The following is a 23564-nucleotide window of genomic DNA, read 5'->3' on the forward strand; positions in this document are numbered from 1 at the left end:
TGCTTGATTCAGTTGTTAAAGAGCGGTTGGTTAAGATCTTTCGTCTCAACCGAGGCGCGCATTCTACAGCAGCCTCATTTGCTGTCAAGTGATTATTTTCAGAAGTTTTCGAAGATTTCCTCAACAACTTCAACCACTTGCACTTCCGATCTCTCGTTAGCGGGAGGCGAATTCTACAGCGTTACACGCTGCTGTCAACACCTCTTTTTCTCCGCTTTCGACCGAGAAGATCGAAACGTTATTAGAGCCAAACAACACCGCCCTACCAACTCCTTCTGGGCTTCGATGAACTGAAGCAGCTCGCTGTCGAATCTCGCGTAACTCTTTGTTTACCAAGGAGTTTTCCGTTTCGACTGCGCCGGAAGTGGGGCGAATTATAGACTTCCAGAATCTGCCGTCAACCCTTAATTTTGCTTTTCTATCAATTAGTTAGGATTGATTAAAAAACAACCGACATTGAGCCCTTCACACCCTCTATATAGAGGGAAACGCTCATATAACCCCCGCCTCCTTTAAAGCAGCCACACTCGCCGGCCCCAGCCCAAGCACACCTTGCAGCACCTGAACCGTGTGCTCTCCCAATAGAGGAGGCGCGCTACGGTACTCCACCGGCGTCTTGGAAAGCCTTATCGGATTCGCTACCTGAGGCACCATCCCCGCCAACGCATGCGGTAATGCCATCGCCAACCCCCGCGCCTTGACCTGCGGGTCGGCGAACACCTGTGCCAAGTCATTGATAGGCCCGCACGGCACACCCACTCGCTCCAGCTGCGATACCCACTCAGCGGTGGTCTTAAAGACGGTAGCCTGGCGAATCAACGGAATCAGCTCCGCGCGATTAGCCACCCGCAGCTTATTAGTAGCAAAGCGCGGATCCTCTGCCCATTGAGGCTGCCCCGCCACCTCAGCGAACTTGCGAAACTGCCCGTCGTTACCCACCGTGAGGATGAAGTCACCATCAGCCGTGGGAAAATCCTGATAAGGCACGATATTGGGGTGAGCATTGCCCAAACGCTTTGGCGAAACACCCGTCGTCAGGTAATTCATCGCCTGGTTAGCCAGGCATGCTACCTGCACATCCAATAACGCCATATCAATGTGCTGCCCGCCACCGTCATGATCGCGATGAGCCAGCGCTGCGAGAATGGCCACCGTCGAGTAGAGCCCGGTCAGGATGTCGGTCAATGCCACGCCCACCTTCACAGGCCCAGCCCCTTCATCACCCTCTGGCCTACCGGTCAGGCTCATAAGGCCACCCAGCCCCTGGATCATGAAGTCATAACCCGCGCGTGTCGCATAAGGCCCCGTCTGACCAAAGCCCGTGATCGAGCAATAGATCAACTCGGGATTGATCTCCTTCAGCGATTCATAGTCCAGCCCATATGCCGCCAGGCCGCCCACCTTGAAGTTCTCGATCAGGATGTCGGACTTGGCCGCCAGGTCACGCACCAGCTTCTGCCCCTCCGGCCGCGTGAAGTCGATAGTCACCGACTCCTTGTTACGGTTGGCCGACAAGTAATACGCCGCTTCACTGGTGTTCTCGCCAAATGCATCCTTAAGAAAGGGCGGCCCCCATGCACGCGTGTCGTCGCCATTACCAGGCCGCTCGACCTTGATCACTTCAGCCCCAAGGTCCGCAAGGATCTGCCCGGACCAGGGGCCCGCCAGCACTCGCGATAAATCCAGTACACGCAGATGTGAAAGCGCGCCCATACCGTGCTCCTATTAATAGAACGCCTGAAGACCGGTTTGCGCACGCCCAAGAATCAAAGCGTGCACGTCGTGCGTTCCTTCATAGGTGTTGACCACCTCCAGGTTGACCAAGTGGCGCGCCACCCCGAACTCATCGGAAATACCGTTGCCACCCAACATGTCACGCGCCATACGGGCGATATCCAGGGACTTGCCGCACGAGTTGCGCTTCATGATCGAAGTGATCTCAACCGCCGCCGTTCCTTCATCCTTCATGCGCCCCAGACGCAGGCACCCTTGCAGCGCCAGCGTGATCTCGGTCTGCATATCGGCCAGCTTCTTCTGGATCAATTGGGTTGCCGCCAATGGACGCCCGAACTGATGACGATCCAGGGTGTACTGGCGAGCGGTATGCCAGCAGAACTCGGCGGCACCCAGCGCGCCCCAGGAAATGCCGTAGCGCGCCGAGTTAAGGCAGGTGAAAGGCCCTTTCAAACCACGCACATCCGGGAAAATGTTTTCTTCCGGCACAAAGACGTTATCCATGACAATTTCACCGGTAATGGAAGCCCGCAGGCCGACCTTGCCGTGAATCGCCGGAGCGCTCAGACCTTTCCAGCCCTTCTCAAGGACAAAACCGCGGATATCCCCGGCATCATCCTTGCCCCAAACCACAAACACATCGGCGATCGGGCTATTGGTGATCCACATCTTGGCGCCAGTCAGGCTGTAGCCGCCGTCTACCTTGCGCGCCCGCGTAATCATCGCGCCCGGGTCAGAACCATGGTTAGGCTCGGTCAGGCCGAAGCAGCCGATCCATTCCCCGGATGCCAACTTCGGCAGGTACTTCTGCTTCTGCGCCTCGGTACCAAATTCGTTGATGGGCACCATGACCAGTGACGACTGCACACTCATCATCGAGCGATAGCCAGAGTCGACACGCTCGACCTCACGGGCGATCAACCCATAACTGACGTAATTCAAGCCACTGCCACCGTACTGCTCAGGGATCATCGCGCCGAGCAGGCCGGTTTCGCCCATCTCGCGAAAAATCGCGGGGTCGGTCTTTTCATGGCGGAAGGCTTCGAGCACACGCGGCGCCAGCTTGTCCTGGGCGAACTGCTCAGCACTGTCACGTACCATGCGCTCCTCTTCGGTGAGCTGTTGATCCAGCAGCAGCGGATCGATCCAGTTGAAGCTTGCCTTACCAGCCATGAATAAGCCCTCGCGGAAAAAATCAGAAGTCGTAGGTGCAGCCTAGGCTGGGCAGACGCAGAGGGCAAACGAGGTTTCTGCATAGGGTTGTGCTAATTTCTCACTCCGAAACGACTGAGAAGGGCGCAGACGCGCTTTATAAGTGAGTACTCCGTACATGCGCAGAAAAATTCCCAGTACGACTGCTCTGGTCAGCTTTGAGGCTGCGGCCCGCCACGAGAGCTTTACCAAGGCGGCGCACGAGCTTTCCATCACCCAAGGCGCCATCTGTCGACAGATCGCCAGCCTTGAAGAGTTTTTGAGTGTCGAGCTATTTCGGCGCTCAAGGCGCGGGGTAAAACTGACGGAAGCGGGCCTGTCCTATAGCCGGCGCGTCGCCATGCAACTGGACGCCGTAGAGCGCGACACCTTGTCAGTAATGGGACAGCAGGGCGCCAACGTCATTGAATTGGCCGTGGTGCCAACCTTCGGTACCCAATGGTTGATCCCTCGCCTCAAAGATTTTCAACGACACCACCCAGAGGTGACCGTCAATCTCACCAACCGGACGCGCCCGTTTCTATTTGCCGATACCGAATTCGATGCTGCGATCTACTTCGGCGATGCCGACTGGTCCGGCACCGAGTCCCACCATCTGATGGGGGAAAATCCGCTGCCGGTGTGCAGCCCGCGCTTGCTGGGTGACCGTGACCACTTCAGCCCTCAGCAGATCGCGCAATTGCCGCTACTGCAGCAAACCACTCGGCCATACGCCTGGCGCCAATGGTTCAGCGCGCAACAACTGAACATACCCCGTGACATGACAGGCCCTCGTTACGAGCTATTCTCGATGTTGTCTCAAGCCGCCATGCATGACATGGGCATTGCGCTGATTCCGCCATTCCTTATCCAGCGCGAGCTTGAGGAGAAGCAATTAGTGATCGCAAGCCCCGAAGCCCTCAGCAGTTCGAAGGCGTATTACCTGATGATTCCCGAACGAAAAGTCGAATCCGCCTCACTGCACGCCTTCAGAGACTGGTTAATTGATCAATCACAGCGTTATAGCCCCAATGTTTAAAGGCTCTACGCTAGTTACTGACCCTGTAGTCAAGATATTCCAAATCCTACAGATGTACGGATATGTCGCATTTACGCAGACTGTACTTGCCAGCCAGAAATCAAGCTCAAAGCTATGATCCACATGGCTTGCAGCGACCATATGCGGCCAATGCCCGCCCATTCACAGCGACGATTGGAAAAAGTCTCAAAAAAGCCTGAACCCCTCTAAACACCTGTATTTAAAACAGTTATTAGGGTGCATTGCGACAATCAGTCACAGGGTGACTTGTAGTTAATTTTTCGTCACCCGTCATAATCCCTTGATGGCCGTAAAGTTCGCCTGCAAAATGCCGCGCCCCGCTGTCATTTCGGCGGGATCGTGCTGATCGGCCGCCCCAGTTGCGCCACTCGCGGTGCACTGGCCTTTTTACAAAAAGATCAAAAGCAAAAAGATCATGCAGGAGATTTGACGTGCACATTGGTGTTCCTCTCGAAACCCAGACCGGTGAAACGCGGGTGGCTGCCACCCCGGAAACCATCAAGAAGCTGATCGGCCAGGGCCATAAGGTCACTGTTCAAAGCGGTGCAGGCATTAAAGCCAGTGTCGTGGACAGCGCCTATGAAACCGCAGGCGCAACCATTGGCAGTGCCGAGGATGCGTTGGGTGCCGAGCTGATTCTCAAGGTGGTTGCCCCCAGCGACAGCGAACTGGCGCTGATCAAAAGCGGCACCGTGTTGGTGGGCATGCTCAACCCGTTCAGCAACGAAACCATCGCCAAGCTTGCCGAGCGCGGCATTACGGCCTTCGCCCTTGAAGCTGCACCGCGCACCTCGCGGGCCCAGAGCCTTGACGTGCTTTCATCGCAAGCGAACATCGCCGGCTATAAAGCGGTATTGCTGGCAGCCCATCACTACCCACGCTTCATGCCAATGCTGATGACTGCCGCCGGCACCGTCAAAGCCGCGCGCGTGCTGATCCTCGGCGCCGGCGTTGCAGGCTTGCAGGCCATTGCCACGGCGAAACGCCTGGGTGCAGTGATCGAAGCGTCCGACGTGCGCCCGGCAGTAAAAGAGCAGATCGAATCCCTGGGTGCCAAGTTCGTCGACGTGCCCTACGAAACCGACGAAGAACGCGAATGCGCCGTCGGCGTCGGCGGTTATGCGCGCCCCATGCCTTCCAGCTGGATGCAACGCCAGGCCCTGGCCGTACACGAACGCGCCAAGCAAGCCAACATTGTTATCACCACCGCGCTGATCCCGGGCCGCAAGGCACCGACGCTGTTGAGTGCTGAAACCGTCGCACAAATGAAACCCGGCTCTGTGGTCATCGACCTCGCCGCCGCCCAGGGCGGTAACTGCCCGCTGACGGTCGCCGATCAGGTGATCGTGGAAAACGGCGTGACCATCTGCGGCCCGACCAACCTGGCCGGCGCAGTCGCTGCTGATGCTTCTGCTCTGTATGCGCGCAACCTGCTGGACTTCCTGAAGCTGGTCTTCACCAAGGAAGGGCAGTTTGAAATCAACCTCGAAGACGACATCGTCGCCGCGTGCCTGATGTGCCGCGACGGCCAAGTCATCCGTAAAAACGCCTAAGCAGGGATTCAGACGATGGAAGAGCTTATCTCCCCCGGTATCTACAACCTGATCATCTTTGTGCTGGCGATTTACGTCGGTTACCACGTGGTTTGGAACGTCACACCCGCGCTGCACACGCCATTGATGGCCGTGACCAACGCGATCTCGGCGATTGTGATCGTCGGCGCCATGCTGGCGGCGGCCCTTACCGTTACCCCCTTGGGCAAGACCATGGGCACTCTGGCCGTGGCTCTGGCGGCAGTCAACGTGTTCGGCGGCTTCCTGGTAACGCGCAGGATGCTCGAGATGTTCAAGAAAAAAGCCCCGAAAGTAAAAGAAGAGGCGCCAAAGTAATGAGCATGAATCTTGTAACGACGCTCTACCTGATCGCGTCGATCTGCTTTATCCAGGCCCTCAAAGGCTTGTCACACCCCACCACGTCGCGACGCGGCAACCTGTTCGGCATGCTCGGCATGGCGCTGGCGGTGCTTACCACCGTGGGCCTGATCTATAAGCTGGGCGCTGAGCTGGCCACTGCTGGCATTGGTTACGTGATTGTCGGCCTGTTGATCGGCGGCACCGCCGGTTCAATCATGGCCAAGCGCGTAGAAATGACCAAGATGCCTGAGCTGGTGGCATTCATGCACAGCATGATCGGCCTGGCCGCGGTGTTTATCGCCATTGCCGCCGTGGTCGAGCCGCAATCCCTGGGCATCGTCAAACACTTGGGCGACTCGATCCCTGCCGGTAACCGCCTGGAACTGTTCCTCGGCGCGGCCATCGGTGCCATCACCTTCTCCGGTTCGGTGATCGCGTTCGGCAAGCTGTCGGGCAAGTACAAGTTCCGCCTGTTCCAAGGCGCACCGGTACAGTTCGGCGGCCAGCACAAGCTGAACCTGGTGCTGGGCCTTGCAACCCTGGGTCTGGGCCTGGCGTTCATGTTCACTGGCAACCTCAGCGCCTTCGCATTGATGCTGGCCCTGGCGTTCGTGCTTGGCGTGCTGATCATCATCCCGATTGGCGGCGCCGACATGCCGGTCGTCGTGTCGATGCTCAACAGCTACTCCGGCTGGGCAGCGGCGGGTATCGGCTTCTCGCTGAACAACTCGATGCTGATCATTGCCGGCTCGCTGGTGGGCTCCAGCGGCGCGATCCTGTCGTACATCATGTGCAAGGCGATGAATCGCTCGTTCTTTAATGTACTGCTCGGCGGCTTTGGCAACACAGCCGATGCGGCGGGCCCTGCGGGCTCGAAAGAAGCGCGCCCGGTCAAATCCGGCTCTGCCGACGACGCCACTTTCCTGCTGACCAACGCCGACACCGTGATCATCGTGCCGGGCTATGGCTTGGCGGTGGCACGTGCGCAACATGCGCTTAAAGAGCTGACCGAGAAGCTGACCCACCGCGGCGTGACCGTGAAGTATGCGATCCACCCGGTGGCGGGCCGTATGCCTGGCCATATGAACGTGCTGCTGGCCGAGGCCGAAGTGCCTTATGACCAGGTGTTCGAGATGGAAGACATCAACTCCGAGTTCGGCCAGGCCGACGTGGTGCTGGTGCTGGGCGCGAACGACGTGGTCAACCCGGCCGCCAAGAACGACCCTAATTCGCCGATCGCCGGCATGCCGATCCTTGAGGCGTTCAAGGCCAAGACCATCATCGTCAACAAGCGCTCGATGGCCAGCGGCTACGCGGGCCTGGACAACGAATTGTTCTACCTGGACAAGACCATGATGGTCTTCGGTGATGCCAAGAAGGTCATCGAAGACATGGTCAAAGCCGTCGAATAACACTGCGCCAGCGCAATACCCGAAACCCTGGCCTGCAGTAGGCTGGGGTTTTTTATTGCTGGATTAAAACCGACCAAAGGCTCTAAATCGCCGCCTGGCATTCGACCATGGTAGCGGGCCGAAATTTTTTGAAATCACTACACTGCCCACCTTGCTTCCGTAGCCTGAGATAACAATTCATGTACCGTGATCGTATCCGCTTGCCTTCGTTGTTGAACAAGGTCATGAGCGCGGCAGACGCCGCCGCACTGATCGAGGACGGCATGACCGTCGGCATGAGCGGCTTCACCCGCGCCGGTGAAGCCAAGGCCGTCCCTCACGCCCTGGCCGAACGCGCCAAGACTTCGCCGCTGAAAATCACCCTGATGACCGGCGCCAGCCTGGGCAATGACCTGGACAAGCAACTGACAGAAGCCGGCGTGCTGTCCCGACGCATGCCATTTCAGGTCGACAGCACCCTGCGCAAGGCAATCAACGCCGGTGAGGTGATGTTCATCGACCAGCACTTGTCCGAAACCGTCGAACAACTGCGCAACAACCAGCTCAAGCTGCCAGATATTGCCGTGATCGAAGCCGTCGCGATCACCGAGCAAGGCCATATTGTGCCGACCACCTCCGTGGGTAACTCGGCCAGCTTTGCGATTTTCGCCAAGCACGTGATCGTAGAGATCAACCTGGCGCACAACCCGAACCTGGAAGGGTTGCACGACATCTATATTCCCACCTACCGGCCGACGCGCACGCCGATCCCGCTGGTCAAGGTCGACGACCGCATCGGTAGCACCGCAATTCCGATCCCGCCGGAAAAGATTGTCGCCATCGTAATCACCAACCAGTCTGATTCCGCATCCACTGTGACGCCGCCGGACGCCGATACCCAAGGCATCGCCAATCACCTGATCAATTTCCTCAAGCAGGAAGTGGACGCCGGTCGCATGACCAACAAGCTCGGCCCGTTGCAGGCCGGGATTGGCAACATCGCCAACGCCGTGATGTGCGGTTTGATCGAATCGCCGTTCGAAGACCTGACGATGTATTCGGAAGTCCTGCAGGATTCGACCTTCGACCTGATCGATGCGGGCAAGCTGAGTTTCGCCTCCGGCAGCTCGATTACCTTGTCGGAACGGCGCAACGCCGACGTGTTCGGCAACCTGGAGCACTACAAGGACAAGCTGGTGCTGCGCCCACAGGAAATCTCCAACCACCCTGAGGTGGTGCGTCGCCTGGGCATTATCGGCATCAATACCGCGCTGGAATTCGACATCTACGGCAACGTCAATTCCACCCATGTGTGTGGCACGCGGATGATGAACGGTATTGGCGGCTCCGGGGACTTCGCGCGCAATGCGCACCTGGCCATCTTCGTAACCAAGTCGATCGCCAAGGGCGGCGCCATTTCCAGCGTCGTGCCGATGGTCAGCCATGTGGACCACACTGAGCATGATGTCGACATTCTGGTCACCGAAGTGGGCCTTGCCGACTTGCGCGGTCTGGCGCCACGGGAACGGGCTCGGGTGATCATCGACAACTGTGTGCATCCGGCCTACCGCGATGCGCTGAACAGCTACTTCAACGCGGCCTGTGCTATCGGCGGGCATACCCCGCATATCCTGCGCGAGGCACTGAGCTGGCACATTAACCTGGAAGAAACCGGGCACATGCTCAAGGCGTGATTGATACAGATTCGAGCTGATGCTCATACAGTTGCATCAGCTCGAATGCATCAGAATCAGATCTGCAAAAAACTGTACTGCTGTACCGGTCATTTCCCGCCGTATATTCCTACATACATCATCGAAATTGCTCATTTCGCACTGTTTCAGTGCGGACAGGTACAGTTGCCCCATTTCCGTACAGTACAGCGGGTATAAACAGTTAACTGGCCCTTCACAATACAGTTGAACTGTATCTACAGAGTCTTGCGTCGGAGGAGGATCATTGGCATCAGTTAAACCACTACCTAATCCCGCCACAAGCGGAAGGATGTCATCATGGAACGTACACTCAGTTCCGATCTGTTCTTCGAAGAAAAAGCTGTAAACACCCAGGCTTCCCTGCCTTTGCGCGTTCTCGCCAACCTGATGTTGTGGCAGCGCCGCATCTCCAGCCGCCATCAACTGGCTCGTCTGGATTCGCGTCTGCTGGCTGACGCCGGTATCAGCGAAGCTCAACGCTACGAAGAGCTGAGCAAGCCGTTCTGGCGCTAATTGGCGCCCGCTGGCCCTGACCCGCCGGGTCCACCGCCAGCATTCAGATTTGTCAAAGCAAAGCCCGCCCCGGGTAACCGGAGGCGGGCTTTGCTGTTTCTGGGATTCAGCTTTTTAGATCGCAAACAGATGAGCTGCTTCGTAACCAGTACAGTTTAAAAAATATTACAGTTAAGCAGTACAATTTAGACTTGGTGTATCTGTATTGGTGTCAGAGACACGCCCAACATGGAGTTCCACTACCTCATAAAAAGGCGCTCCCCATGCGAGCCTCGTCCAGTAAACGACTGATTATTCGTAGCGCCAGTGCACTGGCTCGATGGGCGAAACAGGCCCATGAACGCCAACAACTGGCACAACTCGACGCTCGCGAGCTGTCCGATGCTGGCATCAGCCAGGGCGACCGAATCGCCGAGCTGTCCAAACCGTTCTGGCGCGACTAAAACGGTGGGGCTTTCCGAATAGATAAACGGCAGCTTAAGATCGCGTCATCACGTGGCGAACCTTGTAGAACCGACGTCTGATGCTCAATTGCAACAACGTCGGTTTCACAGTGGCCGCTTTGCGCCGCTTTATTTGTTCATCTACAGGAGTCATTCCATGTCCCGTCTTCGCCTGCTGAGTGCTGCAGCCCTGTTGGCCGTGGCTGCCAATGCCAACGCAAGCAGCCTTATCGTGACCACCGATTCGATCGTCGGCGCGCTGAAAGCCACCTCCGATGCCAGCTCGGATGCCACGTCCTCCCTGCGGGACAACAAGGTCGTCCAGGCCGCTCGCGATGACGCCGCCAGCTTTGTTGCCAGCGAAGGCGCCATCCGTGGCGTGAAGCTGGAAAGCGCCTTGGCCCAGATCCGCCAACAAGCCCCCCAACTGAATGCGGCGAGTGACACGCAGCTCGCTCAAGCGATCCTGGCTATCTGACGCAGATCGACAGAGAAGGGCGCCAGCTGCTACCTCATGTGTCAGCGCTGGCTCTCGCCCGGGCGTTGCGCTAGCCTTGGCGCTCGCTTTCAGTTGTCGAGTCTCATGGTTTTTTCATACCGCCTGTTGATCGTTCCCGTATTATTTTCCGTCTGCTGGTCACCCTTGGCTTCGGCCTTTGATGTGTCCACCCAGAGCACCGTCATCAGTGCGTACGCCACCAGCAAGGTGACGTCAGCGCCCTTTGACAGAAAGTTGGTAATGGCCGCCCAGGATGACGCTGCCGCTTTTATCGCCACTGACGGCCAATGGCGGGGTGCTCGTCTGGAATCCGCGCTGGATTATCTGCGCCGCACCCAGCCAAAACTTCATGCAAGCGACCTTGAACTGGCGCAAGCAATTCTCGTCCAATAATCATCTTTGTATTTTGGAGTTATTTCATGCGTAGCCCGCTGATCGCCGCCGCTCTCGGCCTGCTGTTGTTGGCCGATGTCGCCCACGCGCAAACCTTGAAGGCCACCAGTAACATCGTCGTGCGTGCCTCGGCCCGCACCATCGACTTCACCTCGGACACCACCACCTCCATACGCGACTCCAAAGTCGTGCGCGAAGCCCACGACGATGCCGCCAGTTTCGTCGCCACCAATGGCGAGATCCGTGGCGCCCAATTGGAAGCCGCCTTCGACACCCTGCGAACCCGCGTGCCGGAAGCTCGCGATGCCAGTGACCAGACGCTCGCCGAAGCCATCCTCGCTCTGTGAGGCGCCTGGTCGCCTGGCTATTGGCCGGGACTGTGCTGCTCTGTGCAGGCGCAGCCCAGGCCAGCCTGCAACTGCGGCTCAAGACCGATGGCTTGAGCCCGGCCGAACAGCAGGCCAGCCAGGCATTGCTTGATGAAGCGATGCGCGCTTTGCCGCCGCGCTTTGTCGAGCAACTGGACCGACGTATCGATGTCGGCTGGACCGACAAAATGCCTGAAAACGCCTATGGTCAGGCCTCACTGGTGTCTGAGCTTGATCTGAATCAGAACCTGCTCGCCAGCCTGACCGACGGCAGCGCCGCCACCCAAAAAACCAATCGCCCACACGGCACTGTGCGCCGCGAAATGCTCGCCACCGTGCTGCATGAGCTGACCCACATCTATGACCGTGCGCGACTGTGGTCCAAAGACGACCGCACGCTCATCCAACGCTGCAGCCGCCAAAACAACATCACCGGCCTGATCGGCCTGCCCGATCAATGCCGTGGCCAGAATGATCGCCGCTTTACCTTGAGTGACGACCCGCGCCTGCTGGACCTCGCCGGCTGGCCGCAATACGTGGGCCGTCGCGGCGAACGTGAACAACACAACCACCAGGTTGCCCGTAGCCCGGACATCTACGAAACCACCAGCCCGCTGGAGTTCGTGGCAGTCAACATGGAGTACTTCCTCCTCGACCCGAGCTACGCCTGCCGTCGCCCCGCGCTGTTTCGCTACTACAAGGAACACTTCGGCTGGGCGCCGCCCGAGCAAGACACCTGCGCCAAAACCTACGCATTTCTGAATGCAGGCAACGATTTCGCCAAGACGCCACTGGGTCAGATCGATCCGGAGCGCGTGTACGAAATCGACTACCTGCTGGCCGAAGCCAACCAGAACCTGGTCAGCCGCTGGGGCCATAGCATGTTGCGCCTGGTGATCTGCGCGCCCGGTCGCCCGCGCGGCCCGGATTGCCGCCTGGATCTGGACCAACACCTGGTCCTGTCCTACCGCGCCTTTGTCGGTGACGTACAGCTGTCGAGCTGGGATGGCCTGGTGGGCAAATACCCGTCACGCCTGTTCGTGCTGCCACTGGCCCAGGTCATCGACGAATACACCAAGACCGAGCTGCGCGGGCTGGCCTCCGTACCGCTGAAACTCACCCGCCAAGAGATCAACGACACCGTCGAGCATGCCGCCGAAATGCATTGGAGCTACGACGGTAACTACTTCTTCATCTCCAACAACTGCGCGGTCGAAAGCCTGAAACTCCTGCGCAGTGGCAGCGCCAACCCACAGCTGACCGGGCTCGACAACATCACCCCCAACGGTCTGCTGGAAGTGCTCAGTGCACGCGGCCTGGCCGACACCAGCGTCCTCGAGGATAAACGCGAGGCATTGCGCCGGGGTTATCACTTCGACTCGTTCCGCGAGCGTTACCAGGCGATGTTCGATGTCCTGCGCAAACACTTGCCGATCAAGCAGACCGAGGTCGAAGACTGGCTGTCGCTCAGCGCAGAAGAACGCCGCCAATGGTTCAGCCAGGCCGACCTGCGCACCAGCGCCGCGCTGTTGCTGCTGGAACAGGCCAGCTATCGCAAACAGCTGATGCTGGCCCAGGATGAAGTCAAACAACGCTACCTCGGTGCCCGCGAGCTGAAAAACGGCGGCATGGAAAAAGCCAACAACACACTGCAACAGATCCTCGCCAACAGCGGCTTCCTCAGCCGCCCGGCGGAACTACTGGGCAGTAGTGGCTACGGCCTGCCACAACCTTCGGAATCCAAACGCCTGGAATCGGAAAGCGCCGAGCGCCAGAAGCAGCTGCAATCGTTGACCGGCGATCTGGATAAAGAGGTGAGGGTGCTGCTCGAGCCTTCCCGCGCCGCCGAAATTGCTGCGTGTGAAGCCAATCTCAAACAGGTGGGCGAGCACCTGCGCGCGCTGCACAAAGCGGCGGGCGGCCTTGAGCTTCCATAATTCGCCCCACACAAGCTGACTTGCCCTACAGAAGAAACAGAAAAACCTCTCATCACCTGATTACACAGCGAAAGCTGGCTGAAAGCTTCCACGTCTAGGATCGCCCCCACTGTCGGCAACAGACCGGCTGTTAACAACAACAATGGTGATTCCCGATGTCCGCTCGTCCTTGCCCTTTCGCTCCAACTCCACCCGTACGCCACGTGCCTTTCGTACTGCGCTGACCCCAAACCGGTTCGCCATTCCCTAGCCGCGCTACGCCTGGAGTATTCCTATGCTGACTTTCCTTGGCTTTGCCATGGTCATCACGTTCATGTTCCTGATCATGACCAAGCGCCTTTCCGCGCTGATTGCCTTGATCATCGTGCCCATCCTGTTCGCCCTGTTTGGTGGCTTTGCACCCGAGATCGGGCCGATGATGCTTGCGGGCATCACCAAGCTTGCGCCGACCGGCGTGATGCTGATGTTCGCCATTCTCTACTTTGCCCTGATGATCGACTCCGGCCTGTTCGACCCGGCCGTGCGCAAGATCCTCAAGATGGTCAAGGGCGACCCGCTGAAAGTGTCGGTCGGTACCGCCGTGCTGGCGCTGGTGGTGTCCCTCGACGGTGACGGCGCGACTACCTACATGATCTGCGTCGCCGCCATGCTGCCGCTGTACCAGCGCATCGGCATGAGCCCACGGATCATGGCCGGCCTGATCATCCTCGCCGGTGGCGTGATGAACATGACGCCATGGGGCGGCCCGACCGCCCGCGCCGCCAGTGCGCTGCACGTAGACCCCTCGGATATTTTCGTACCGATGATCCCGGCCATGGCCGCCGGCGTAATAGCAATCCTGGCGATTGCTTACATGTACGGCAAACGCGAACGAGCGCGCTTGGGCGAACTGCACCTGCAGGGTGACGAGATCGACCACAGCGAGATCAGCGTGTCGCAGTTCCCGGATGCTCGCCGTCCGAAGCTGATCTGGTTCAACGGCGCCCTGACCTTTGCCCTGATGTGCACCCTGATCGCCGGCTTGTTGCCGCTGCCAGTGCTGTTCATGGTGGCGTTCAGCATCGCGATGATCGTCAACTACCCGTGCCTGCAACAACAGAAAGACCGCGTCGCTGCCCACGCAGGCAGCGTACTGGCGGTGGTGGGGCTGATCTTCGCCGCCGGTATTTTCACCGGCATCCTGTCGGGCACCGGCATGGTCGACGCCATGTCCAAAAGCCTGCTGGCGGTCATCCCTGAAGCCATGGGCCCTTACCTGGCGGTGATCACCGCGCTGGTGAGCATGCCGTTTACTTTCTTCATGTCCAACGACGCGTTTTACTACGGCGTACTGCCGGTACTCGCCGAAGCCGCCAGCCACTATGGCATCACCGCCGTGGAGATGGCCCGCGCGTCTATCGTCGGCCAACCCGTGCATTTGCTCAGCCCGCTGGTCCCTTCGACCTACCTGCTGGTAGCCCTGGCCGGTATCGAATTTGGCGATCACCAACGCTTTACCCTCAAGTGGGCAGTGCTGGTGTGCCTGTGCATAATGTTCGCCGCTTTGCTGATGGGGATTTTTCCGCTGTTCAGCACTCTATAATCGTACCCACTCACCCGCGCGGCGCTGCAGCTTGCGCGGTTTAACATTTGCTCAAAGGAATACACATGGAATGGCTGACCAATCCGGAAATCTGGATTGCCTTCTTCACCCTGACGGCCCTCGAGATCGTCCTGGGCATCGATAACATCATCATGATTTCGATCCTGGTCAGCCGCATGCCCAAGCATATGCAGGCGCGCACCCGGATCTTCGGCCTGGCCCTGGCCATGGTCACGCGAATCCTGTTGCTGCTGTCGATCACCTGGGTCATGCAATTGACCGCCGACCTGTTCGTGGTCTTCGGCCAAGGCATTTCCGGCCGCGACCTGATCCTGTTCTTCGGTGGCCTGTTCCTGCTGTGGAAAAGCTCCCAGGAGATGTACCACGCACTGGAAGGCGAAGACGAAACCCACGATGAGCCGAAAGGCGCCGGCGGCAAGTTCATCTACACCATCATTCAGATCGCCATCATCGACATCGTGTTCTCGCTGGACTCGGTGATCACTGCGGTCGGCATGGTTTCTCACGTGCCGGTGATGGTGGCGGCGATCGTGGTGGCCGTTCTGGTGATGATGCTGGCTGCCGGCACCATCAGCGAGTTCATCGACAAGCACCCGTCGCTGAAGATGCTCGCGCTGTCGTTCCTGCTGGTGGTGGGTACGGTGCTGATTGCCGAATCCTTCGACGTGCACGTGCCAAAAGGCTACGTCTACTTCGCCATGGCGTTCTCGCTGGCGGTGGAAGCGATCAATATCAAGATGCGCACCGCTATCGCGAAAAAGAAGAAACAGCAGGATCCAGTGAAACTGCGCAAGGACATTCCGGGTCAATAACACTGACCCGCTGCTGAAAAAGGGGCTTTCGAGCCCCTTTTTTTCATCTGCAAAAAACTGATTTCATGACAGTTTTATTTCAAACACGACTTTAGCTATGCGATGCTGGCGCGCAGCCCATTCGCCAACTACAGCTTAAGTACAAGACGTAGAGCGGCACGCGGCAATTCTTATTTGCTCTTTTTGAGCTAACCCACACGGGGGGCCGAGCATGCTGACCTTGCTCAATCTGCTTTCCGCCGTGACCCTGCTTATCTGGGGCACGCATATCGTCCGTACCGGCATCTTGCGGGTCTACGGCTCTAACTTGCGCCAAGTCATCGGGCAGAACATGTCCAAGCGCTGGCTGGCGTTTGTCGCCGGTATCCTGGTGACGGCCATGGTGCAAAGCAGTAACGCCACGGCAATGCTGGTGACATCCTTTGTCGGCCAGGGCCTGATGGGGCTCACGCCTGCCTTGGCGACCATGCTCGGTGCCGACGTCGGTACAGCGTTGATGGCGCGCGTGCTGACCTTTGACTTGTCCTGGCTGTCGCCGCTGCTGATTTTTCTCGGGGTGATTTTCTTCCTGTCGCGCAAACAGACGCGAGCAGGGCAGATGGGCCGCGTCGGCATCGGCCTGGGCTTGATCATTCTGGCACTGCAACTGATTGTCGAAGCCGCCGGGCCCATTACCCACGCCCAAGGCGTCAAAGTGCTGTTTGCCTCGCTGACCGGCGACATCCTGCTGGATGCCTTGGTCGGTGCATTGTTCGCGATGATTTCCTACTCCAGCCTGGCTGCCGTACTGCTCACGGCAACCCTGGCCGGGGCGGGCGTGATCGGCCTGCACGTGGCCATCGGCCTGGTGATCGGCGCCAACATCGGCAGTGGCGTGCTGGCGTTTCTTAGCACCAGCATGCAGAACGCGGCCGGTCGGCAAGTGGCACTGGGCAGCCTGCTGTACAAACTGATCGGCTTGCTGCTGATCATCCCGGTGCTCGACCCGCTCGTAGGCTGGATGGACGGCCTGGACTACAGCGCCCAAGGCATGGTCATTACCTTCCACCTGCTCTACAACGTCAGCCGCTGCCTCATCCTGCTGCCGACGATCGGCCCAATGGCGCGCCTGTGCGCTTGGTTGCTGCCGGAACAGGCCGAGACCAACGGCAAAGCCAAACCGCGCCACCTCGACCTTGCCGCGCTCGACACCCCAAGCCTGGCATTGGCCAACGCCGCGCGCGAAACCCTGCGCCTGGGCGACCTGATCGACAACATGCTCACCGCAATGCTCGAAGTGTTGCGCGGCAAGCAAACCGCCATCACTCAGGAAATGCGCAGCCTCAGTGACGACGTTGAAGCCCTGTACAGCGCGATCAAGCTTTACCTGGCGCAAATGCCGCGTGAAGACCTCAGCGAACAGGACAGCCGTCGTTGGGCCGAGATCATCGAGCTGTCGATCAACCTGAAACTGGCTGGCGACCTGATCGAGCGCATGCTGCGCAAAGTTCAGCAGCAGAAAACCTCGCAACGTCGGCAGTTCTCCGAAGTAGGTCTGGAGGAGCTGGCCGGCCTGCACACCCAGCTGATTGCCAACCTGCGTCTGGGCCTGTCGGTGTTCCTCAGTGCCGACCCGGAAAGCGCCCGCCAACTGCTGCGCGAGAAGCGCCGCTTCCGCGCTCAGGAACGCCGCCTGGCCCACGCCCACGTCAGCCGTCTGCAACGCAAGATCGTACAGAGCCTGGAAACCAGTTCCCTGCACCTGGAGCTGATTGCCGACATGAAACGCCTCAACTCGCTGTTCTGCAGCAGCGCCTACGTCGTGCTCGAAACGTCCGACACCGGCGCGCTCTCGGCCGAAGATATCGCCGACATCACCCATTCACCCTGAACGTACGACGGTGAGTGAAGTCAGTTAACAGTGGACCTCACTCGCCAGGAAGCTGTTATGCGTCGCCTGTTATTCGCCTGCCTGCTCATGGGCTCGGCACATACCTTTGCCTTTGACCGCCTGCAAGTCGAGGGCTACACCTTGCCCAACGGCCTGCAGCTGCTGCTCAAACCGGGCACCGAGCGCGGGCACGTGGCTATCCGCCTGGTGGTAGGCGTAGGCCTGGATGACTTCCCTTGTGAAGAAAAAGAGCTGCCGCACCTGCTCGAACACTTGTTGTTCAGTGGCATCGACGGCGGCGGCGAAGGCGACCTCGAAGAACGCATGCAGGCCTTGGGCGGCGACTGGAACGCCTACACCAGTAACGCCGACACCACTTTCGTGATTGAAGCGCCCGCGCAAAACCAGCGCAAAGTGCTGGATTTGCTGTTGGCCATCATCACTCGCACAGAATTGACCGACGCCAACATCTCTGCGGCCAAGCGCGTGGTCGAACGCGAAGACGGCGGGCATTACTCGCACCTGCAACGCCTGCTCGACCGCCAGGACCTTGGCCACACCGCCAGCAACCAATTGGCCGTTGAGCTGGGGCTCAAGTGCGCTGAGCGCGCCGAGGTCGACCACTTGACCCGCGATCAATTGCAAGCGCTGCGCAAAAACTGGTACGCGCCCAACAACATGACCCTGATCATCGTCGGCGACCTCGACAAGCTGCTGCCAGCCTATCTGGAACGTACTTACGGCCAACTTGACCCCATCGAGCCGAGCGAGCATTTGCCGCTTCCGGAAATTCAACACGCCGCCGCCAACCATCGCGACCTGATACACGGCTGGATCGGTGACAGCGCCAAACTGCACTGGCTGTTCCCGGAACCGGTACTCGACGACCAGCATGATGAAACCTACGACCTGCTCAAGGACTACCTCGACTGGGCGCTGTACCGCGAACTGCGCCTCAAGCACGGTTTGTCCTACGGCCCGTGGAGCGAGCGTGAAGTGCTCGGCGGCGTCGGTTTCCTGAGCCTGAATGCCGACCTTGAGCGTGAAAACCTGCCGCAGGCCGAACAGGTGCTGCAAGCGCTCAAGGCGCAACTGCTCAAGGACGGCCTCGACGCGGCCACCTTCGCCCGCCTGCAGCAAGCTGCTATCGCGCGCCAGGCGTGGGCCGTGCAGGGCAACAGTGCGCTGGCCGATTACTACTGGAGTGCATCCGGCGACTACGCCGACGGCCACTTCAGCGACCCGGTTAAACGCATCAAGGCCGTCAACCTGAAACAGGCCAACCAGGCCATGCGCCAAGTGTTTGACCAGGCGGGCTATTGGCGTATCGAAAAACCGCTGTTGAGCTACGACAGCCTGACCTGGATCGGCGCGGGCGTGCTCGGGCTGATCGCCATTGTGTTGGGCGGCCTGCGGCTTTATCGCAAACGGATCGCGTAATGAGGCACCGAACACAGGACTAAGACGTTATTCTGTCCGGGTTTTTTCCTACACACATTGTGGATCGCTCATGCCAAAGCTGCCGCCCCTTATCCAGCGCATTCTCGTCCTGATCAAGCGCTACCCTGGGGTCATCGCACTCGGCGGCTTTATCTCGGGTGTGTGCAGCTTCATGCTGGTGGATCGCCAGCAGGGCATGGCCAGCTGGATCGCCGTGATCATGCTGGTGAGCTGGCTGTGGCTGATGCTGGAAAACAGCTTCACCCAGCTGTTCGCCAAGGTCTTCAAACGCGAAATCCCCGAACCCCTGCTGCGCTACGCCACCCAGATGATCCACCAGGAAAGTCTGTTTTTTGTGTTGCCTTTCTTTTTCGTCACCACCACCTGGAACAGCGGCCAGTCGGTTTTCACCGGCCTGCTCGGCGCGGCGGCACTGGTGTCGATCACCGACCCGCTGTACTACAAGTGGCTGGCGCCGAAACGCTCACTGTTCCTGGCGCTGCACACACTGACCTTGTTCGCCGCGCTGCTCACCGCGCTGCCGATCATCCTGCACCTGACCACCGCCGAAAGTTACAAATTGGCGCTGGGTGTGGCCATGGCGCTGTCGATCCCGAGCCTGGCGGTCAGCTTGCCGCTGCGCAGCTTCAAAGGTTGGGCGATGCTGCTGGGGGTGACGGCCGCCATTGGCTGCGCCGGCTGGTTCCTGCGCACGTGGGTGCCGCCGGCCACGCTGTGGATGACCGAAGTGGCGATCAGCACCCAACTGCAGGACCGTACGCCCGGTGACGACCTCAAGGAAGTCACCGCCGCCCAACTGCGCAGTGGCGGGCTGTACGCCTACACCGCGATCAACGCGCCGCGCGGGCTGGATGAGCGGATTTACCATGTGTGGAAATTCAACGGCAAAGAGGTCGACCGCATTGCCCTGGATATCCACGGCGGGCGCGACGAAGGCTACCGCGCCTGGACGCACAAGCAGAACTTCCCCGCCGACGCGGTAGGCCGCTGGCAAGTGCGGGTGCTGACGGAGGACGGCCAGGTCATTGGCGTGCTGCGATTCAAAGTCACTGACACAGTACAAACGGACACGCCAAAGTAGGCCGTATCGTGCTATTACGTAGGAATTCTGGATAGCCAAACAAGCTCGGAGCTTATGACCACCAGTACCACGGCGGGCGCCGCCCATCTCGACACGACTACCGCTCCTCCGTTACTCAGGATTACGGGGGACTGGACGCTTGCCCACTATGCAAACCTCAAGAAGCTGTCGGACACACTCGACGGCCAATACGACGCCGGCGCACGCATCGACCTCAATGGATTGGGCGCCCTGGATACCGCGGGCGCGTCGCTGCTGGTAGAGCTGCTGGGGCCGCACCGTATCGAGCAATCGGCCGAACAGACCGATTGCAGCCTGTCCGCCGCCGACCGCGCGCTGCTGAAAACCGTCTACCGCTCGCTGAATGATTTTTGTGTGCCGGACAAAGCCCCGGAAGAGGCCGCCGGCATCCAGGTGCTGGCGCGCATCGGCCGCGCGGTGGACACCGTGTGGCAAGACAGCAAGAAGCTGCTCGGCTTTATCGGCCTGATCCTGGAAACCTTTGCCCGCGGCATCTTGCGCCCCAAGCGCTGGCGCATTACGCCCATGGTTGCGCATATCGAACAGACCGGCCTCGACGCCGCCCCCATCGTGGCCTTGCTGACCTTCCTGGTCGGCGCAGTGGTGGCATTTCTCGGCGCTACGGTGCTCAAGAGTTTCGGCGCGACCATTTTTACCGTGGACTTGGTGGCGTTCTCTTTCCTGCGTGAATTTGGCGTGCTGCTCACTGCGATCCTGATCGCCGGCCGCACCGCCAGCGCCTTCACCGCGCAAATCGGCTCGATGAAGGCCAACGAAGAAATCGACGCCATCCGCACCCTGGGCCTGGACCCGATGGAGCTGCTGGTGCTGCCGCGCGTGATGGCGCTGCTGGTGTCGCTGCCGATGCTGACCTTTCTGGCGATGCTCTCCGGGATCGTCGGCGGCGGCGTGGTGTGTGCGGTGGCACTGGATATTTCACCGGCGATGTTTCTCTCGCTGCTGCAATCGGACATCGGTGTACAACATTTTCTGGTGGGCATGGTGAAAGCGCCGATCTTTGCCTTCCTGATCGCCGCGATTGGCTGTCTCGAAGGCTTCAAGGTCAGCGGCAGCGCCGAATCGGTCGGCGCCCACACCACCTCCAGCGTGGTGCAATCGATTTTTGTGGTGATCGTGCTGGACGCAGTTGCTGCGCTGTTCTTTATGGAGATGGGCTGGTGAGTCGTCTACACCGTGCGCCCACCGAGGCGGTGATCGAAGTGCGCGGCCTGTGCAACCGCTTTGGCAGCCAAAGCGTGCACGAGTACCTCAATCTGGATTTGTACAAGGGCGAGATCCTCGCGGTGGTGGGCGGTTCCGGCAGCGGCAAGTCGGTGTTGCTGCGCAGCATCGTCGGCCTGCGCCGCCCCAGCGAAGGCGAGGTGCGGGTGTTCGGCAAGAACCTGCCGAGCCTGCCGGAACAGCAACGCTCACTGGTGGAGCGACGCTTTGGCGTGCTGTTTCAGAAGGGCGCGCTGTTTTCCTCGCTGACCGTCACCGAAAACGTCGCCCTGCCGCTGATCGAGCACGCGGGCCTCAGCCGCGCCGACGCCGAGCACCTGGCCGCGGTCAAGCTTGCCCTGGCGGGGTTGCCGCTGTCGGCGGCCGACAAGTACCCGGCGTCACTCTCCGGCGGCATGATCAAGCGTGCGGCTCTGGCCCGAGCCTTGGCGCTGGACCCGGACATCCTGTTTCTCGACGAACCCACCGCCGGCCTCGACCCGATTGGCGCGGCGCAATTCGACCAACTGATCCTGACCTTGCGCGACGCGTTGGGCCTGAGCGTGTTCCTGGTCACCCACGACCTCGACACGCTGTACACCATCACCGACCGTGTGGCGGTGCTGGCACAGAAAAAAGTGCTGGTGGCCGATGCCATTGATGTCGTCTCGGAAACGAACGACCCCTGGATTCACGAATATTTCCACGGCCCCCGCGGCCGCGCGGCATTGGATGCCGCTCAATCGCTCAACGAGGTATGACATGGAAACCCGAGCCCATCATGTGATGATCGGTCTGTTCAGCGTAATCGTGGTGGTCGGCGCGATGCTGTTTGGCCTGTGGCTGGCCAAGTCCAGCGTCGACAGTGCCTTCCAGGATTATGAAGTGGTGTTCAACGAGGCGGTCAGCGGCCTGTCGCAAGGCAGCTCGGTGCAGTACAGCGGGATCAAGGTGGGCGACGTCACCAGCCTGCGCCTGGACCCCAACGACCCGCGCCGCGTACTGGCACGTATCCGCCTGGCCGGGCAGACGCCGATCAAGGAAGACACACAGGCCAAGCTGGCCCTGACCGGCATCACCGGCACCTCGATCATCCAGCTCAGCGGTGGCACACCGCAAAGCCCGGAACTCAAGGGCAAGGACGGCAACCTGCCGGAAATCATCGCCTCGCCATCGCCGATCGCGCGCCTGCTCAATAACAGCAACGACCTGATGACCAGCATCAACTTGCTGCTGCACAACGCCAACCACATGTTCTCCCGGGAGAACGTCGAGCGCCTGAGCAACACCCTGGACAACCTGCAACAAACCACTGGCGCCATCGCCGAGCAACGCGGTGACATCAAGGTGGTGATGCAGCAACTGATGCAGGTGAGCAAACAGGCGACGGCCGCCCTGGAGCAAACCACCGTGCTGATGCGCAACGCCAACGGCCTGCTGAACGATCAAGGCAAGCAAGCCTTCGGCAGCGCCGAGCAGGCAATGAGATCGCTCGAACAAAGCACCGCAACCATCAACACCTTGCTGACCAATAACAAGGACTCGGTGAACAGCGGCATGCAAGGCCTCAATGAACTGGCGCCGGCCGTGCGCGAACTGCGCGAAACCCTGGGCTCGCTGCGCGCCATCTCCCGCCGCCTGGAAGCCAACCCCAGCGGCTACCTGCTGGGCAGCGACAAGAATAAGGAGTTCACGCCATGAAGCGCGCTTATCAACTGATCGCCCCTGTGGCCCTGGTGCTGGTCAGCGCCTGCTCGATCCTGCCCAAGCCCGACCCTTCGGACGTGTACCGCCTGGCTTCGGCCCAGACGACCACCCAAGGCGCGCCGGTGAGCTGGTCGCTGCGCGTGAGCAAGCCGCAGAGCAGCGAGTTTCTCGACAGCCCGCGCATTGCCGTGGTGCCCAACGGTGACCTGATCAGCAGCTATGCGAACTCACGCTGGAGCGACCCGACGCCCGTGTTGCTGCGCAACCGGTTCATGGACGGTTTCCAGCGCGATGGACGGGTGACGCTGTTGAGTACCGACGAGACCAACTTGCAGGCCGATTACGAGCTGGGCGGGCAATTGCAGGCGTTTCAGAGCGAGTACCACGGCAGTGCTGTAGAGGTAGTCGTCCGCCTGGACGCAAGGCTGGTGCGGGGCAGTGATCAGCGCATTATTGCCAGCCGGCGGTTTGAGGTGAAGCAGCCGGTGGGTGCCACCCAGGTGCCGGCGGTGGTGGCCGCGTTTGGGCGGGCGGGGGATCAGTTGAATAAGCAGGTGGTGGATTGGGTGGTGGCGCAGGGCAATGCGGCACCGAAAGGCTAAGGGCCTCATCGCAGGCAAGCCAGCTCCCA

At 59.7% G+C, this 23564-nt stretch carries 22 protein-coding genes; 20 read left to right on the plus strand and 2 right to left on the minus strand.

The features are described 5' to 3' along the window. Nucleotides 1-492: 492 nt before the first annotated feature. Both ACP7B3_RS08855 and ACP7B3_RS08860 read right to left on the minus strand, forming a co-directional pair. Nucleotides 493-1713 carry a CaiB/BaiF CoA transferase family protein gene (locus tag ACP7B3_RS08855; protein WP_262206009.1) on the minus strand — a complete coding sequence of 407 codons (1221 nt, stop codon included), beginning with the start codon at nucleotides 1711-1713 and terminating at the stop codon, nucleotides 493-495. A gap of 12 nt (nucleotides 1714-1725) precedes the next feature. Beyond that, on the minus strand, nucleotides 1726-2907 hold the full coding sequence (locus ACP7B3_RS08860; RefSeq protein ID WP_053253703.1) for an acyl-CoA dehydrogenase: 1182 nt from the start codon (nucleotides 2905-2907) through the stop codon (nucleotides 1726-1728). A 157-nt stretch (nucleotides 2908-3064) separates the two neighbouring features. Between ACP7B3_RS08860 and ACP7B3_RS08865 the strand changes: the two genes are divergently transcribed. The 20 genes from ACP7B3_RS08865 to ACP7B3_RS08960 all read left to right on the plus strand — a co-directional run bounded on the left by ACP7B3_RS08865 (nucleotide 3065) and on the right by ACP7B3_RS08960 (nucleotide 23535). Next, nucleotides 3065-3964 carry a LysR family transcriptional regulator gene (locus ACP7B3_RS08865; RefSeq protein WP_426178655.1) on the plus strand — a complete coding sequence of 300 codons (900 nt, stop codon included), beginning with the start codon at nucleotides 3065-3067 and terminating at the stop codon, nucleotides 3962-3964. A 452-nt stretch (nucleotides 3965-4416) separates the two neighbouring features. Further along, entirely contained in the window at nucleotides 4417-5538 is a 1122-nt protein-coding gene (locus tag ACP7B3_RS08870; RefSeq protein WP_426178656.1) for a Re/Si-specific NAD(P)(+) transhydrogenase subunit alpha, read from the plus strand. Nucleotides 5539-5553: 15 nt separating this feature from the next. Then, nucleotides 5554-5874: an NAD(P) transhydrogenase subunit alpha gene (locus ACP7B3_RS08875; protein WP_003187417.1), complete on the plus strand. Its 321-nt coding sequence runs from the start codon at nucleotides 5554-5556 to the stop codon at nucleotides 5872-5874. Further along, nucleotides 5874-7310 carry an NAD(P)(+) transhydrogenase (Re/Si-specific) subunit beta gene (locus ACP7B3_RS08880; protein WP_119741358.1) on the plus strand — a complete coding sequence of 479 codons (1437 nt, stop codon included), beginning with the start codon at nucleotides 5874-5876 and terminating at the stop codon, nucleotides 7308-7310. The genes ACP7B3_RS08875 and ACP7B3_RS08880 overlap by 1 nt, the downstream gene beginning before the upstream one ends. Before the next feature lie 179 nt (nucleotides 7311-7489). Further along, nucleotides 7490-8983: an acetyl-CoA hydrolase/transferase family protein gene (locus ACP7B3_RS08885; protein ID WP_145158558.1), complete on the plus strand. Its 1494-nt coding sequence runs from the start codon at nucleotides 7490-7492 to the stop codon at nucleotides 8981-8983. A 318-nt stretch (nucleotides 8984-9301) separates the two neighbouring features. Next, on the plus strand, nucleotides 9302-9517 hold the full coding sequence (locus ACP7B3_RS08890) for a DUF1127 domain-containing protein (RefSeq protein WP_003214752.1): 216 nt from the start codon (nucleotides 9302-9304) through the stop codon (nucleotides 9515-9517). 263 nt (nucleotides 9518-9780) lie between these two features. After that, a complete protein-coding gene (locus ACP7B3_RS08895; RefSeq protein WP_426178657.1) occupies nucleotides 9781-9960 on the plus strand; it encodes a DUF1127 domain-containing protein in 180 nt (59 codons plus the stop codon). Nucleotides 9961-10117: 157 nt separating this feature from the next. After that, entirely contained in the window at nucleotides 10118-10438 is a 321-nt protein-coding gene (locus tag ACP7B3_RS08900; RefSeq protein ID WP_106576061.1) for a DUF2388 domain-containing protein, read from the plus strand. A gap of 105 nt (nucleotides 10439-10543) precedes the next feature. After that, on the plus strand, nucleotides 10544-10852 hold the full coding sequence (locus tag ACP7B3_RS08905) for a DUF2388 domain-containing protein (RefSeq protein WP_106576060.1): 309 nt from the start codon (nucleotides 10544-10546) through the stop codon (nucleotides 10850-10852). Between the two features lie 26 nt (nucleotides 10853-10878). Then, a complete protein-coding gene (locus tag ACP7B3_RS08910) occupies nucleotides 10879-11199 on the plus strand; it encodes a DUF2388 domain-containing protein (RefSeq protein ID WP_145158555.1) in 321 nt (106 codons plus the stop codon). Continuing rightward, nucleotides 11196-13157, plus strand: a complete 1962-nt coding sequence (locus tag ACP7B3_RS08915) for a DUF4105 domain-containing protein (protein ID WP_426178658.1) — start codon at nucleotides 11196-11198, stop codon at nucleotides 13155-13157. The genes ACP7B3_RS08910 and ACP7B3_RS08915 overlap by 4 nt, the downstream gene beginning before the upstream one ends. A gap of 274 nt (nucleotides 13158-13431) precedes the next feature. Further along, nucleotides 13432-14739: a CitMHS family transporter gene (locus ACP7B3_RS08920; protein ID WP_242200462.1), complete on the plus strand. Its 1308-nt coding sequence runs from the start codon at nucleotides 13432-13434 to the stop codon at nucleotides 14737-14739. Between the two features lie 65 nt (nucleotides 14740-14804). After that, complete coding sequence (locus ACP7B3_RS08925; protein ID WP_106576056.1) at nucleotides 14805-15572, plus strand: TerC family protein; 768 nt, start codon at nucleotides 14805-14807, stop codon at nucleotides 15570-15572. A 211-nt stretch (nucleotides 15573-15783) separates the two neighbouring features. Continuing rightward, the gene (locus ACP7B3_RS08930) at nucleotides 15784-17442 is read left to right on the plus strand and encodes a Na/Pi cotransporter family protein (protein WP_106576055.1); all 1659 of its coding nucleotides are present in this window, start codon (nucleotides 15784-15786) and stop codon (nucleotides 17440-17442) included. 57 nt (nucleotides 17443-17499) lie between these two features. After that, entirely contained in the window at nucleotides 17500-18882 is a 1383-nt protein-coding gene (locus ACP7B3_RS08935) for a M16 family metallopeptidase (RefSeq protein ID WP_426178659.1), read from the plus strand. Nucleotides 18883-18952: 70 nt separating this feature from the next. Continuing rightward, nucleotides 18953-19984 carry a DUF5924 family protein gene (locus tag ACP7B3_RS08940; protein ID WP_426178660.1) on the plus strand — a complete coding sequence of 344 codons (1032 nt, stop codon included), beginning with the start codon at nucleotides 18953-18955 and terminating at the stop codon, nucleotides 19982-19984. A 54-nt stretch (nucleotides 19985-20038) separates the two neighbouring features. Further along, nucleotides 20039-21187, plus strand: a complete 1149-nt coding sequence (locus ACP7B3_RS08945) for an ABC transporter permease (protein ID WP_145158549.1) — start codon at nucleotides 20039-20041, stop codon at nucleotides 21185-21187. Then, the gene (locus ACP7B3_RS08950) at nucleotides 21184-21987 is read left to right on the plus strand and encodes an ABC transporter ATP-binding protein (protein ID WP_426178661.1); all 804 of its coding nucleotides are present in this window, start codon (nucleotides 21184-21186) and stop codon (nucleotides 21985-21987) included. Before ACP7B3_RS08945 ends, ACP7B3_RS08950 begins: the two co-directional genes overlap by 4 nt. 1 nt (nucleotide 21988) lies before the next feature. After that, complete coding sequence (locus ACP7B3_RS08955) at nucleotides 21989-22927, plus strand: MlaD family protein (protein ID WP_262206017.1); 939 nt, start codon at nucleotides 21989-21991, stop codon at nucleotides 22925-22927. Beyond that, the gene (locus ACP7B3_RS08960; protein WP_426178662.1) at nucleotides 22924-23535 is read left to right on the plus strand and encodes an ABC-type transport auxiliary lipoprotein family protein; all 612 of its coding nucleotides are present in this window, start codon (nucleotides 22924-22926) and stop codon (nucleotides 23533-23535) included. The genes ACP7B3_RS08955 and ACP7B3_RS08960 overlap by 4 nt, the downstream gene beginning before the upstream one ends. The last annotated feature ends 29 nt before the right edge of the window (nucleotides 23536-23564 follow it).

The sequence above is a fragment of the Pseudomonas sp. TWRC1-2 genome, assembly GCF_049896685.1.
GTDB lineage: Bacteria > Pseudomonadota > Gammaproteobacteria > Pseudomonadales > Pseudomonadaceae > Aquipseudomonas.